This window comes from Streptomyces formicae (assembly GCF_002556545.1).
Lineage (GTDB): Bacteria > Actinomycetota > Actinomycetes > Streptomycetales > Streptomycetaceae > Streptomyces > Streptomyces formicae_A.
On the sequence record NZ_CP022685.1, the window covers coordinates 249428 to 263253 of the forward strand.

Sequence of the window (13826 nt, forward strand, 5' to 3'; positions counted from 1 at the left end):
CGAGTTGACCAGAGAGAGGAGCCGCTCAGTCGCGCAGGGCGAGGCCGCGCCGCTCCAGTTCCTCCGACAGGATCCGCACCGCCTTCGGGCCGACGCCGTGCAGGGCGAGGAGTTCGGCCCCTGTGCGTTCCGTGAGCGCGGACAGCGTGGTCAGTCCCGCGCCGAGCAGGGCCCGTGTCGCGGGCTTTCCGATGCCCGGCGGCAGATCGCTCCGCGGACCGCCGGCTCCCGCGTCCGCCGCGTCGAGCTCCGCCACGAGGCGACGCGGGGCGCGGTCGGCCCAGGCCGCCCTGGCCAGGGCGTTGAGGTCCTTGCCGCCGATGTCGGCCAGCGGCACGCGGAAGCCGGTCACCGTGTCGCCGCGGAGCAGCCGCTCCCCCGTCAGGTGCGCCGCCGCGGCGGACTCGGCCGCCGCTTCCGCCAGCCTCAGCCGTACGACGCCGTCCTTCGTCAGGGACGCGAACCGCTTGCCGCGCACGGTGAAGAAGACCTCGCCGTCCCGGATCCCCTCTTCGGTCTCCGGGAGGGCGAGCGCGGCCTTGCGGAGTTGGTTCGGTGTGGTCACGCGGTCAGTGTTCCAGCTCCGCGGGCACGGATCAGCGCAGCGCGCTGCCGAAGAGCGCGGCGACGTCCGGGGCCCCGAGGTCCTTGGGCGCCATGGCCACGGAGTTCGTGGCGGTCAGACCCGTGGCCGTGCCGGGCAGGGACCAGAGGGCACCGATGTCGGCGTTCTCGTGGGCGGCGGAGGCCGCGAGGTCACGGTGGCCGTCGCCGTTGACGTCGAGCAGCGCCGTGGCCTCGCCGAACCGGTCGCCGCTCTCGGCGGCACCGGGAACGCCCGCGGTGTCCTGGTGGAAGGCCTGCGCGCCGGTGCCGGTCACGCCGGAGGCGCTGCCGCGGACGAGGACGACCGAGCCCGCGTCGGCGAGGTCGCGCACGTCCTCGCCGGGGGTGCCGAGCGCGACGTCGGCGTAGCCGTCGCCGTCGACGTCGCCCACCGCGACAGAGGCGCCGAACTCGTCGCCCTCCTCCTCGGCGCCGGGCACGCCGGGCAGGTCCTGGTCGAAGGACTGGGTGTCCGTCTTGAGGCCGTCCTTCGAGCCGAACGCGACCTGGGCCTTGGCGTCGTCGTTGCTGGTGCCCGCCACCAGGTCGTCGTAGTGGTCGCCGTTGATGTCGCCGATCGCGAGCGCGCCCTCGTAGCCGGGCGCCCACTGCCGCTTGAAGCCGTCGGGGCTGCCGTACAGGACGCTGTTCTGCCACTGGCCGTCGCCGTTGTACTGGTTGACGGCGATGTCGGAGCGGCCGTCGCCGTTGAGGTCGCCGACGGCCTGCGGCACGACCGGGCCCATCACCGACTGCGGTCCGTCGACGCAGGTCTGGGGGCGGTCCGCGCAGCCGAGGTCGGGGCGCTCGTCGGTCTCGTAGCTCCACCACTGCGACTTCTCCATGAAGTCGCGCGTGCCCGCGGGGGTGCCGGTGCGGGCGATGGGGCCCTTCCAGAGGCGGGCGTTCTGGCCCTCGGGGTCGTCGCCGTGGGAGCCCTGCTTGCCGAAGAGCGCCAGGTCGGTCTTGCCGTCGCCGTCGAAGTCCCCTGCCTGCGGGGCGAATCCGAAGGTGTCTATCTTCGTGCCGCCGGTGAGGCCGGACGCGGAGCCCCACAGGATCACGGCGCCCGCGTCGGCGCCGTTGCCGTCGTATCCGTCGCCGTCGGCGCCGATGACGAGGTCGGTGTAGCCGTCGCCGTCCAGGTCGCCCTTGGTGAAGGACTTGCCGAACTCCTGCTTGGCGGCGGCCGCGCCGGGCACGCCCGCGGTCGACCGGCTGACGATCTGCTTGGCGGCGGGCTTCAGGCCGTCCTTGGACCCGTACGTCACCGCGACGTACCCGGCCTTCTTCTGGCCGGAAATCGTGCCGCCGGGGGCGCCGACGACGAGGTCGGCGTAACCGTCGCCGTTGAAGTCGTCGGACGCCTTGGCGGCGGCCGCGGCGCTGCCGCCCTGCGCCGCGGGGGTGGCGGCCCGGGCCTGGTCGATCCCGAGCGACCAGATCGTGAGTCCGCCCGCCAGCAGGGAGGCTGCGATCAGGGGCGTGGTGAGACGGGCGCTGCGAGGTGCTCGCGACATGTGGCTTCCCTTGGTTCCTGTGGCTCTTGTGTCATCTGTCGGTCGGCCGGTCCTCGGGGAGGGATCCACGCTCCGGCGCTCTCCCCATCCCCCCGGATGCCCGGCGGAGTTCACCGCCGGTTCACTCCGACTGCCCGCAACGACGCACCACATGCCCCGATGGTTGCACTACACCGCTACTTTCACGCCCCGTTCGGCGCGCCCGCTCACGCGGGGCGCAGCCGCCCGATGATGCCGTCGAGGTCCCGCCGGAAGAGGTGTTCGCGGACGAAGTGGCCGCCCGGCTCCTCGTACCACTCGTGCGGGATGCCCGCGTTGCCGAGCAGGCCGCGGAACTCCCGCTGCCCCGCGAGCACTTGGGTCTCGTTGGCCGTGTCGAACCAATTGATCGGGTCGGGACTGGTGCCCGCGACGAGGAAGATCCGCTTGTTGCGGTAGCTCTCGATGCGCTGGACCGGGTTGTCGGCGTTGACGCGGGCCTCGTCCCACGGCACTCCGTAGACCGTTCCGCCGCCCAGGTCCAGGGCGGCGGACGTGGCGTTGGCCCAGTGGGTGACCAGTCCTCCGTCGCGCCGCATGCTCGCGGGTCCCGAGTGGGCGCTGACCGAGGCGAAGTGGCCGTAGTACTTGGCCGCGTACTTCAGCGCGCCGAAGCCACCCATCGAGAATCCGGAGACGGCGCGGCCGTCGTAGTCGGCGTACGCGCGGAAGTTCGCCTCCACCCAGCGCAGGAGCTGCTCGATGTGGAAGGTCTCCCAGTCGCGGCGTCCGACGTTGGAGGTGACCGCGTTGGAGTACCAGCCCGCGTGCCCGCCGTCGGGCATCACGACGATGATCGGCTTGCCCTCGGTCCAGGCACGGATGCCGAGCCGGTCGAAGGTGATGAAGTCCTGGTCGGTGCCGCCGCCGTGGAAGAGGTAGAGGACCGGATAGGTGCGCCCGCTGGTGTGGTAGCCGTCGGGGAGCAGGACGTTGACGCCGGGGTTCCAGCCGATCGCGCCGGTCGCGAACCGGTAGTACCACATGCGGGGATCGTTCTCGTTGCGGTCCACGATCCGCAGGCCGAAGCCGTCGTCGGCCGCGCGGGCCGACGAGGCGGCGGCGACGACGCCCGCGCCGCCGACGGCGAGCGCGGCGGAGAGCCCGCCGACGGCTCGTAGGACACCTCTGCGTGTGGGGGGTTGCTCGCTCAACGTGACCTCCGGGTCGGGCGTAGGGGCTACGCCTCGGGGACTGATCGGTCGGTGCGGAACGGACGCTCCGGGGCCCGGCGGGTGATCTCCGGTCGGAGCGGCCGCGATCACACAGCATCCGTCGTACGGTGTCAATCCCCGCGGCCGCCGAACGGCTCGAAATCCGTTGGGCCGCCCGGCCAGCCTCCGGCATGATCGACTCGTGGAGACCTACCTGGAGACCGAGCGCCTGGCGCTGCGCCGCTTCACCGCCGATGACGCGGACCTGCTGATCGAACTGGACAGTGACCCGGCGGTGATGCGCTACCTGAGCGGCGGCGAGCCGACCGCTCCTGAGATCATCCGCGAGCTCCATCTGCCGCGGATCCTCGCCGGATACGAGAAGTGGGGCGGCGACCTCGGGCTCTTCGCCGCCCACGAGAGGACCGGTGGCACGTTCATCGGCTGGTTCCTCCTGCGCCCCGAGGCGGAGGGCCCCCTGGACGAGGTCGAACTGGGCTATCGGCTGCGGCGGGCGGCTTGGGGCAAGGGGTACGCCACCGAGGGCTCACGGGCCTTGCTGGGCAAGGCGTTCTCGGAGCTCGGTGTGCGCGTGGTCTGGGCGGAGACGATGTCGGTGAACCACGGTTCGCGCACCGTCATGGAGAAGCTCGGGATGACGCTCGCGGGCACCCTCCCCACTCCCCCGGACATGGCGACGGTCGAGGGCGCCGAGCTCGGAGGCGTACGGTACGAGATCGCCAAGGAGCGGTGGGAGCGGCGGTAGTCGCCGCGCGGCCGGGGTCGCGCGGCGACTTGTGGCCGAAATAGTTTTCGACGCGCCGATGAGTTCTCCTGGACCGGGCGGTCCTACCTTTGACGCCAACACGGCATCACTGGTACCACCGGCACAGGAGGAAGCACGTGGCTCAGCTGCTGCGAGTACAGAACTTCACCGTCTCGCGGGACGGTTTCGGCGCGGGCGAGCACCAGAGTCTGGAGAGGCCCTTCGGGCACGTCGATCCCGGTGGCATGTTCACCTGGGCCGGGGCCACGGCCAGCTGGCCCAACCGGACGGATCCGGGCGGCAGCCGCGGGCTCGACGACTACTTCACGCGGGACTTCACCCACAACATCGGCGCCGAGATCATGGGCAGGAACAAGTTCAGCCCCCAGCGCGGCCCTTGGCAGGACCACGAGTGGCAGGGCTGGTGGGGCGACGAACCGCCGTTCCACACGCCGGTGTTCGTGATGACGCACCACCCGCGCCCCTCGTTCACCTTGTCCGACACCACGTTCCACTTCGTCGACGACGAACCGGCCAAGGTCCTCGACCGGGCGCGCGAGGCCGCGCAGGGCAAGGACGTCCGGCTCGGCGGCGGCGCCACCGTCATCCGGGAGTTCCTCGATGCCGATCTGGTCGACACCCTGCATGTGGCGGTCTACCCCTCGCTGGAGGTCGGCTCGGGATCGCGCCTGTGGGAGTCGCCCGACGAGTTGCTCGACCGGTTCCACCTGGACGTCGTGCCCAGTCCCAGCGGAGTGACCCACCACGTGTTCTGGCGCAAGTGACGCGGGGACCCCGCCCGCCCGCGGGCGGGGTCGGTCCGTCATGAACTGCCGTGCCCGCTCGTCCCGCCGGGCGCGTGGGCCCGTGTCCGCGACGTGCCCGCGGGCGCGCCCTGTCGGGCCGGGAGCGGCCCCTCGTCACGCGGGCGCCGAGTCGACCACGCGACGAGCGCGGCGCCCGCGAGGCACAGGGCACCCGCGGTGAGGGCCAGCGTGTTGTGCCCGGTGGCGAAGGCCGCGTGCAGGGTGTGGTCGAGGCCGGGACGCAGGGCGTCGGGGGCGGCCGAGAGCAGGGCGTCGGCGCCGCCGCCGGAGAGGGTCCCCGCGGTGGCGGAGGCGTCGGTGACCTTTCCTTCGAGGGACCCGGTCATCGCCGAGACGGCCAGGGTGCCGAAGGCGGCGACCCCGAAGGCGTACCCGAGCTGTTCGAAGGTGCTGTAGGTGCCGCTCGCCATGCCCGCGCGCTCCGGAGGCACCGAGCCGAGCGCCAGGGAGGCAGCGACCTGGAAGACCAGGCCCATGCCGAACCCGCTCAGCGCCAGGCCGCCCACCAGGGCGGGCCAGCCCGATTCCGGGCCGAGGAACCCCTCCGCGCCCACGCCGAGCCCGGCGAGGAGCAGCCCGAGGGAGGCCCCCAGGCGGGGCGAGGGCGTGGGCAGCCACCGCCCGCACACCACCGCCACCAGCGCCGCGGCCACCGCGTGCGGCAGGACGACGAGGCCCGCCCCGATCGGCGAAAGGTGCCGCACGGACTGCAGCCACAGCGAGGTGTAGGGCAGGATCCCGTACACCGCGCCCTCGCCGACCGAGATGGTGATCATCGCCGCGGTGAACGCGGGCCTGCGGAACATCGACAGGTCGAGCAGGGGATGCGCTCCTCGGCTCTGTACGCGGACGAAGACAGCGAACGCGGCAAGGGCGATGCCCAGCGGTACGAGCGTGGCGGCCGACGCCCACCCCTGGGTGTGCGCCTCGGTCACGGCGTAGACGAATCCGCCCGCGCCGAGCGCGAAGAGCAGCACCCCGGGAACGTCCAGGCGTCGTGCGGCGTCCCGCTTCCCCGGTGCGGAGCGCGGGATATGACGGAAGGTCAGTGCCAGCGCGAGCACCGTGACGGGCACGTTGACCAGGAAGATCCACCGCCAGTCGAGGGCCTGCGTGAGCAGACCGCCCAGGACCGGCCCCAGGGCGGAGGCGCTGGCGGCGACCGAGGCCCACGCACCGAAGGCAAGGCCCAGTCGGCGGCCCTCGTACAGGGTGCTGATCAGGGACAGGGTGGTGGTGAACATCGCCGCGGCGCCGAGGCCCTGTACGACGCGGGAGCCGATGAGGACCGGCATGTTCGGTGACAGGGCGCAGGCCACCGACGCCACGGCGAAGACGATCAGGCCGCCGACGTACATCCGGCGTCTGCCGTGCAGATCGGCCAGCATTCCGGCGCCGAGCAGAGCGGCGGCCACCGCGAGCGCGTAGCCGTCGGCGACCCACTGCAGCTGGGACAGCGACGAGCCGAGTGAATCCGACATGGCCGGCAGGGCGACCAGCACGATGGTGACGTCCACGAGCAGCATGAACGTGCCCAGACAGATGGCGACCAACGGCCCCCAGATACGCATGCTTTCCCACTCTCCGGCAGGGCTGACGAGGTGACCGCGCCACCATCGGGTCCGGGACCGCGTGGCCCCAAGCCATACCCTGGAGAGCGGCAGGATCCGGCATCGAACGGGCGGTACGCGGTGGATCACGACAGTCTCGACGAGCTTGACCAGCGCCTTCTCCAGGCACTCCAGCGGGACGGCCGGGCACCCTTCAGCCGGATCGCGCGCGACCTGGGCGTCTCCGAACGCACCGTCGCCAGGCGCTATCAGCGAATGCGGCCCCGCGGACTGCGCATCGTCGGCCAGCCCGTGGTGTCCCGGCTCGGTCTAACCCGCTGGCTGCTGCGGGTGCACTGCACGCCGGACGCGGCGGGCACGATCGCCGACGCCCTCGCCCGCAGGCCCGACACCAGCTGGGTCACGCTCGCCTCCGGCGGCACCGAGCTGTACTGCGCGCTCAACGCCAGGACCGCCGACGAGCGCAACGCGCTGCTCCTCGACCGGCTCCCCCGCACCCCGCACGTCCTTTCGGTCAGCGCCCACTGCATGATGCGGATCTTCATCGGCGCCACCAGCACCTGGCACGCCACCCGGTTCCGGCCCCAGGACGCGCCGCCCGCGGTGGATTCCGGCGCGGACGGCCACTCTCCGCTCTCCCTCGACGCCACCGACCGCGTCCTGTTCACCGAACTCGCCAAGGACGGCCGCGCCACCCTGCCCGAACTCGCCGCCGCCACTGGACGTTCGCCCTCCAGCGTCCAGCGCCACCTCGACCGGCTGCGCGGCGAGGGCGCGCTGGTCCTGGCCGTCGACTTCGACCCGCGGCTCCTCGGCTTCCACATGGGGACGCGGCTCTGGCTGAACGTGACGCCCAGACATCTGCGCACGGTCGGCGAGGCCCTCGCCACGCATCCGCAGATCGCCTTCGCCGCCGCGATCACGGGCGCCTCCAACCTCGTCGCCAGCGGCATCTTCCGCGGGCCGGCCGATCTCTACGACTACATCGACCGCCGCATCGGCAGGCTCCCCGGCATCCAGAGCATCGAGACGGCCCCGACGCTGCGCGAGGTCAAGCGCCTCGCGCCCGCCGTGCCGTAAGCCCTGGCCGTACGGGAAGCCGCGGACCTGGTCCGCACGCGACCGACGGGCCTCAGCCGAGCGAAGGCCATCGGTCGGCGGCCCACTCCGGCCATCCGGGCCACCCCTGAGGCGGCCCGTCCGGCTCACCCCCGTCGAGCTCCGCGTCGTCGGGCTCCTCGAACAGCGCGCGCCAGCGGATCAGGTCCGCTTCCGAGACGGGGAAGGTCTCGCCGGGGGTGACCGCCTGGCGCCTGGCGATCCTCGCGCGCTGCGTCTCGTGGTCCACCGGCACGTACACGAGGTGGCAGGACGCGCCCTCGGACGCCACGAGGCAGCGGATCGCGGACCGCTCGGCGCGGGTCCAGCACCCGAAGTCCAGGACCACGTTCGTGCCGATCCGCAGCGCCTCAAGGGCGAGCCGGAGCAGCCGCCCTTCGAGCACGTCCCGTTTCCCGTCCGCCTCCGGATCGTGGAACAGCGGGATCATCCACTCGTCGGGCGTCAGCCTCAACGCACGGTGCTCCTCGGCGAGTTGCCGGGCCCACGTGGTCTTTCCGGCCCCGGGCAGACCGACGGTCAGGAAGAGTGTGGTCACGTCCCGATCATGGCACGCCGCCGTACCCCCTCCTCTAGGCTCACACCGGAACCGACTGCGACGAGAGGTGCACCGTGGGTGACGAGCAGAGGCAGGTGCCGGACAGCACCGCGGTGCGGGTCGCGCTCTGGCGGGCGATGCACGTGCGGATCGACGCGCCTCCCCATGTGCTCGAGGACGAGGTCGGACTGCGCCTCGCGGCGCCCGAGGACGGCTGGCAGGAGCGGCCCGACATGGATCCGCGGGGCAGCAGCCGGTTCCGGGCCGCCATCGTGGGACGTGCCCGGTTCATCGAGGACCTGGTCGCCGAGGAGAGTGCGCGCGGCGTCGGCCAGTACGTCGTCCTGGGAGCGGGCCTCGACACGTTCGCGCAGCGCAGGCCCGACATCGCCGCCCGGTTACGGATGTTCGAGATCGACCGCGCCGACACCCAGGAGTGGAAGCGGCGGCGGCTGATCGAGCTCGGCCTCGGGATCCCCGACTGGCTGCGCCTGGTGCCGGTCGACTTCGAGGCGGGCGCGGACTGGTGGGAGCGGCTTGCGGCCGCCGGGTTCGATCCGGGGCGGCCGGCCCTCGTCGCCTGTACCGGCGTCAGCATGTACCTCACCAAGGACGCCAACGCGGCGACCCTGCGCCGGGTGGCCGGGCTCGCGCCCGGCTCGACGTTCGCCCTGTCGTTCCTGCTGACGCCCGCGTTCATCGCGCCGTCCGACCGCTCGGCGGTCGAGGCGTTCAGGCCCCTGACGCGGGCGGAGGGGACGCCGTTCCGCAGCGCCTACAGCCCGCCCGAGATGCTGGCCCTCGCCGAGGAGGCCGGATTCGCGCGGGCCAGGCACGTGCCGGGGACCGCCGTCGCCGAACGCTACTTCGCGGGCCGGACCGACGGTCTCTACCCGTCCACCGGAGAGGACCTGCTGGTGGCCACCACCTGACACCACGTGAAGCGTGCGGTGGCCACCGCGGGCCGGTCAGGGCCGGATGCGGATCAGGAGCTCCTGAGGACGACCAGTCGCTGCGTCGCACGGGTCATCGCGACGTAGCGGTCGACCGCCCCTTCGATGCCCGCGCCGAACTCCTCCGGGTCGACGAGGACGACCAGGTCGAACTCGAGTCCCTTCGTCAGCTCCGGAGGCAGCGACCTGACCCGGGGCGTCGCAGGGAACGAGGGATCACCGATCACACAGGCGATGCCGTCGTCGTTCGCGGCGAGCCAGGTCTTCAGGACCGCGTCCCGTTCCGCGAGGGACCCGTGCACGACGGGGATGCCGCTGCCGCGGATCGAGGTCGGCACGTTGGCGTCGGGCAGCACGGCCCGGATGGCCGGTTCGGCCTCCGCCATGACCTCTTGCGGCGTGCGGTAGTTGATGCTCAGGGACGCCATCTCGACCCGGTCCAGCCCGATCCGCTCAAGACGTTCCTGCCAGGACTCGGTGAACCCGTGCCTGGCCTGCGCCCGGTCCCCGACGATCGTGAAGCTCCGGGAGGGGCAGCGCAGCAACAGCATCTGCCACTCGGCGTCGGTCAGTTCCTGTGCCTCGTCCACCACGATGTGCGCGAAGGGTCCCGCCAGCAGATCCGGGTCCGCGGGCGGCAGTTCGGACTCGTCGACCAGGCTGACCCGGGCGTCCTGCCCGCGCAGCATCCTCACCAGGCCCTCGCCGTCGTCCCCGTCGGCGCCCGAGTCGGACGCGGCGTCGATCAGGTTGTCGACGACCTGCGACATCCGCTCGCGCTGCGCGGCGAGGATCGCCGCCTGCCGCCGCTTGTGCCGGGCGGCCTCCGGGTCGCCGAGCCGCTGGCGCGCCGCGTCCAGGAGCGGCAGGTCGGACACCGTCCATGCCTGCGGAGCCTCCTTGCGCCCCAGCTTGCGCACCTCGTCCGCGTCGAGCCAAGGGGCGCACATTCGCAGATAGGCGGGGACCGTCCACAGGTCGGAGACCAGGTCGGCCGCTTCGAGCAGCGGCCAAGCGCGGTGCAGCGCCGTGACGAGCTCCTCGTCGTGCCGCAGCTGCCGCTCGAAGAGTTCGGCGGGCACGTCGTCGCCGACCTTGGCCAGGAGGATCTCGACGAGTTCCTCCCAGACCTGCTCGCGTCCCTCGTTGTGCGGGGTGCCGGGGCCCGGTGCGTCGAACGCCTCGGCCCAGTCCGCGGCGCTCAGCCGGACGTCGGCCCAGTCGGTCGAGACCGTCATCGCCTCCGTCGGCGGCTCCTCGTAGAACCTGACGGCCTTCTCGATCGCGCGCACCATGCCCGCGTCCGACTTCAGCCGCGCCACCTCCGGGTCGGCCTCCTCCGCCGCCGTGGCCCCTTCGGCGACGAGGTCACGGACCGTGCAGGTCTGCACGCCCTCCTCACCGAGGCTGGGCAGGACGTCCTCGACGTACGACAGGTAGGGCTGGTGCGGTCCGACGAACAGCACGCCGCCCTTGCGGTGGCCCAGGCGCGGGTCGGAGTACAGCAGGTGGGCGGTCCTGTGCAGCGCGACGACGGTCTTGCCCGTGCCGGGGCCGCCGTCGACGACGAGCGCGCCGCGCGATCCGGCGCGGATGATGGCGTCCTGGTCGGCCTGGATGGTGCCGAGCACGTCCCGCATCCGGTCGGAGCGGTTGCCGCCGAGGCTCGCGATGAACGCGGACTGGTCGTCGAGCGCGGCATGCCCTTCGAGGCCGTCGGCGGTGAACACCTCGTCCCAGTAGTCGCCGATCCTGCCGCGCGTCCAGCGGTACCTGCGGCGGCTCACGAGCCCCATGGGGTGGGCGTGGGTCGCGGCGAAGAACGGCTCGGCCGCGGGCGAGCGCCAGTCGATCAGGAGGCGGCGCCCTGAGCTGTCGGTGAGGCCGAGCCGTCCGATGTACACGGGCTCGGGGTCGTCAGCGGCGACGAAGTGGCCGAGGCAGAGGTCGAGCCCGAAGCGGCGCAGGGCGCGCAGCCTGCCGGTCAGCCGGTGGATCTCGGTGTCCCGGTCCATCGCCGCCCTGCCGGTGCCGCCGGGCGCCTTGCGCACGGTCTCCAGGGCGTCGGACACTTCGGCGATCGTGCGCTCCAGGCTCTCCGCGACGGCGGCGAAGTGCCGCTCGTCGGCGTCGATGAGCCGCGGGTCGGCCTTGGGCGCGAGGTGGTCGGGAAGGTCGAAGGCGCTGGTGCTCAGGGGGGTCATGGAATCAGCTCCGATCCGAGGTCGTACCCGCGAAGTCCGGCGTCACGCACGCCCCGAAGACCGACAAAAGCTCATGCACTGAGTGAATCTCCCATTTCCGCGAGTTCTGGCCTCGGCGAGAGATTCTGCGGCACCACGGGGGCCTTGCCGCAAGCCCCCCTGTGCGCTATAAGTTGAGAGTGGAAAGGAGTGGGTACTCCTCTTTTCCCTTGATCATCACCCTCTTCGCGCCGTTGCGCGCTTCTCCTGACCCGTCGCTTGACGCGTCGCTGTGGGACTCAGCTGTCCTCAGCGGGCATCTCCTGGGCGTCGTCACCGAGGGCCAGTGCGAGGCCCGTGCCGGTGTCGCTCTCGCCTCGGCGCAGGGCCCGCGCGTACGCCTGCGATCCGATGCCCGCGCGGGCCAGCTGTTCCGTCCTGGCGCGCAGCGGCGCCAACTCCGGTGTGCCGCGCTGGGGATGGCCGACATTGCGCCAGTACGCGTGTCCCGTACCGGAGAGCAGTGCCGCCTGCTCGGCCCGGCCCTGCGCCGCCGATGCCGCGGCGAGCAGGTCGAGGCCCAGGGCGATGCCGAAGCTGTCGCCGATGCGCTGCTTGCCCAGGAGCATGGCACGGGCGTGCTCGGCCGCCTCGTGCGGCCGGTCCTGGAAGAGCGCGATCAGGGCCAGCTGGTAGTCCAGGTAGGACCGGGTCCAGTGCTCGTCGATCCGCTCGCAGACGGCCCGCAGCTCGCGCGCCGACTCCATCGCCTCGTCGAGGGCGCCGAGCGCGGTGAGGGCGAAGACGACGACCAGGCGGCAGCGCAGCCGCGATGCCGAGGCGAAGTCCTCGCCGGGCACCTCCTCCAGGGCGCGCAGCGCCAGCGCACGGGCGACCAGGGGGCGGCCGGTGAGCAGGTACGTGATGCCCCGCAGGTATCCGGCCGCGAGCACGCCCTGTCCGTCGCCGTCCCGCGCGGCCTCGCGCGCGCAGATCTCACCGAGCCGTTCCGCGGTATCGTGCTGGCCCTGCAACAGCGCGGCGACGCCGAGGGCCAGTTGGGCGCGGGTGTGGACGGGGCCCGGCTCGTGGTGGAGGGCGAGGCCGCGCTCCAAGTAGGTGCGCGCCTCGTGGAGATGGCCGCAGCAGCTCCAGAAGAAGGCCACGCGGCTGACCAGTTCGAGGCCGTCGGCGGGGGCGCGGTCGAGCAGGTGGTGCAGGGCCGCGCACAGGTCGGCGTGGGCCTCGCCGACGCGCCGGTACCAGTGCGTCTGCCGGGGGCCCAGCCACTCGGCGTCGGCGCGCCGCGCGAGGTTGAGGAAGCACTCCGCGTGGCGGTCGGCGAGGAGCTCCTCCTCGCCCAGCTCCGCCAGCCACATGCGGCCGTACTCCTTGAGCGTGTCGAGCATGTGGTAGCGCGGCCCGTCCCGCCCGACCACCGACTGCCGCACCAGGCCGGTGAGCGCCCACGCCACCCCTCTGCGCGTCAAGGGCCCGCCCGCGCCGACCGCTTGGGCGATGCCGAGGTCGAACGGGCCCCGCAGCACGGAGAGCCGCGCCCACAGCAGCCGCTCCCCCGGGGTGCACAGCTCGTGGCTCCAGCCGATCGTCGTACGCAGGCTCTGGTGCCGGGGCGGCCGCACCCGCGGCGCGCCGGTGAGCTCGGCGAGCCGGGAGCCGAGCCCCTCGGCGAGACTGCGCACGCTGCGGTGGCGCAGTTGCCCGCCCGCCAGCTCCAGGGCGAGCGGAATGCCTTCGAGACGCTCGCACACCTCGGCGGCGTCGGCCGCCCAGTCCGGGGATTCCAGGGTCTGGCGGGGGACGAAGCGGGCGGCACGGTCGGTGAACAGGCGCAGTGCGTCGGAGTGTGCGGCCGTACGACCTGCGGGCGCGGGCTCCACGGCCGCCGCTCCGTTGCTCGTCGGCCCGCCTCCGGTCGGCCCGTCCCCCATCGGTCCCCCGCCCGTGCCTCCGTCGCCCGGCTGCCGGTCCGTCGCCGGTCCGACCGGCAGGGGCTCCACGTCGAGGACGCACTCGACGGAGAGCAGGAGCGGTTGCCTGCTGGTCGCGAGGACGGTCAGGCCGGGGGCGGCGGAGAGTAGCTCGCCGATCAACCGGCGGCACTGGTCGGTCAGATGCTCGCAGGAGTCGAGGACGAGCAGCAGGTGCCTGTCGCGCAGCCAGGACCGCAGCGCGTCCACCGGCATCCGGGGGGTGTGGTCGGCGAGGCCCACGGCGTCGCACACCGTCGCGGTCAGCAGGTGGTCGTCCATGAGCGGGGACAGGTCGGCCCAGCACACCCCGTCGCGGTACCCGGTCCCTGCCCGGACGGCGCCCCGTACGGCGAGGCGGGTCTTGCCGACGCCGCCCATGCCGGTCAGGGTCACCAGGCGGTGCGCCGCCAGCGATGCGCCGAGCCGTCGCAGATCCGCCTCGCGCCCCACGAAACTGGTCTTCTCCTCAGGAACCTTTCCTTCCATGAGCAGCAGTCTGGTGCACCGGCGGGGGCGTCCGAGCGACCGCGGGGAAAGCCGCCCGGTATACGGGAGG

Annotated in this window: 11 protein-coding genes; 4 read left to right on the forward strand and 7 right to left on the reverse strand. The window is 72.6% G+C overall.

Features of this window, described 5'->3' with window-relative positions:
• Positions 1 to 25: 25 nt before the first annotated feature.
• The 3 genes from KY5_RS42400 to KY5_RS01095 all read right to left on the reverse strand — a co-directional run bounded on the left by KY5_RS42400 (position 26) and on the right by KY5_RS01095 (position 3319).
• On the reverse strand, positions 26 to 565 hold the full coding sequence (locus KY5_RS42400; protein ID WP_098240369.1) for a hypothetical protein: 540 nt from the start codon (positions 563 to 565) through the stop codon (positions 26 to 28).
• Between the two features lie 31 nt (positions 566 to 596).
• The gene (locus tag KY5_RS01090; protein ID WP_098240370.1) at positions 597 to 2126 is read right to left on the reverse strand and encodes an FG-GAP-like repeat-containing protein; all 1530 of its coding nucleotides are present in this window, start codon (positions 2124 to 2126) and stop codon (positions 597 to 599) included.
• Between the two features lie 206 nt (positions 2127 to 2332).
• Positions 2333 to 3319 (reverse strand): alpha/beta hydrolase, encoded by a 987-nt coding sequence (locus KY5_RS01095; RefSeq protein ID WP_098240371.1) that lies wholly within the window; start codon positions 3317 to 3319, stop codon positions 2333 to 2335.
• A gap of 202 nt (positions 3320 to 3521) precedes the next feature.
• On the opposite strand from KY5_RS01095, the gene KY5_RS01100 reads away from it, so the two are divergent.
• Complete coding sequence (locus tag KY5_RS01100) at positions 3522 to 4085, forward strand: GNAT family N-acetyltransferase (protein WP_098240372.1); 564 nt, start codon at positions 3522 to 3524, stop codon at positions 4083 to 4085.
• A gap of 137 nt (positions 4086 to 4222) precedes the next feature.
• Positions 4223 to 4870, forward strand: coding sequence for a dihydrofolate reductase family protein (locus KY5_RS01105; RefSeq protein ID WP_098240373.1), 648 nt, complete (start codon positions 4223 to 4225; stop codon positions 4868 to 4870).
• Positions 4871 to 4908: 38 nt separating this feature from the next.
• Here KY5_RS01105 and KY5_RS01110 read toward each other — a convergent pair whose 3' ends face one another.
• A complete protein-coding gene (locus KY5_RS01110) occupies positions 4909 to 6612 on the reverse strand; it encodes an MFS transporter (protein ID WP_267894257.1) in 1704 nt (567 codons plus the stop codon).
• On the opposite strand from KY5_RS01110, the gene KY5_RS01115 reads away from it, so the two are divergent.
• Entirely contained in the window at positions 6604 to 7563 is a 960-nt protein-coding gene (locus KY5_RS01115; protein WP_098240375.1) for an Lrp/AsnC family transcriptional regulator, read from the forward strand. The genes KY5_RS01110 and KY5_RS01115 overlap by 9 nt on opposite strands.
• A gap of 52 nt (positions 7564 to 7615) precedes the next feature.
• Here KY5_RS01115 and KY5_RS01120 read toward each other — a convergent pair whose 3' ends face one another.
• Complete coding sequence (locus tag KY5_RS01120) at positions 7616 to 8140, reverse strand: AAA family ATPase (protein ID WP_098240376.1); 525 nt, start codon at positions 8138 to 8140, stop codon at positions 7616 to 7618.
• 74 nt (positions 8141 to 8214) lie between these two features.
• Here KY5_RS01120 and KY5_RS01125 point away from each other — a divergent pair, with 74 nt between their 5' ends.
• Entirely contained in the window at positions 8215 to 9072 is an 858-nt protein-coding gene (locus KY5_RS01125; RefSeq protein ID WP_098240377.1) for a class I SAM-dependent methyltransferase, read from the forward strand.
• A 53-nt stretch (positions 9073 to 9125) separates the two neighbouring features.
• Here the strand turns inward: KY5_RS01125 and helR are convergent, their stop codons facing one another.
• Entirely contained in the window at positions 9126 to 11297 is a 2172-nt protein-coding gene (gene helR, locus KY5_RS01130; protein WP_098240378.1) for an RNA polymerase recycling motor ATPase HelR, read from the reverse strand.
• Between the two features lie 278 nt (positions 11298 to 11575).
• Complete coding sequence (locus tag KY5_RS01135; protein WP_098240379.1) at positions 11576 to 13756, reverse strand: ATP-binding protein; 2181 nt, start codon at positions 13754 to 13756, stop codon at positions 11576 to 11578.
• Positions 13757 to 13826 lie beyond the last annotated feature (70 nt).

Coding starts and splice junctions, on each gene's coding strand:
- helR (WP_098240378.1), bottom strand. CDS start 11,297: ATGACCCCCCTGAGCACCAGCGCCTTCGACCTTCCCGACCACCTCGCG.
- KY5_RS01135 (WP_098240379.1), bottom strand. CDS start 13,756: ATGGAAGGAAAGGTTCCTGAGGAGAAGACCAGTTTCGTGGGGCGCGAG.
- KY5_RS01090 (WP_098240370.1), bottom strand. CDS start 2,126: ATGTCGCGAGCACCTCGCAGCGCCCGTCTCACCACGCCCCTGATCGCA.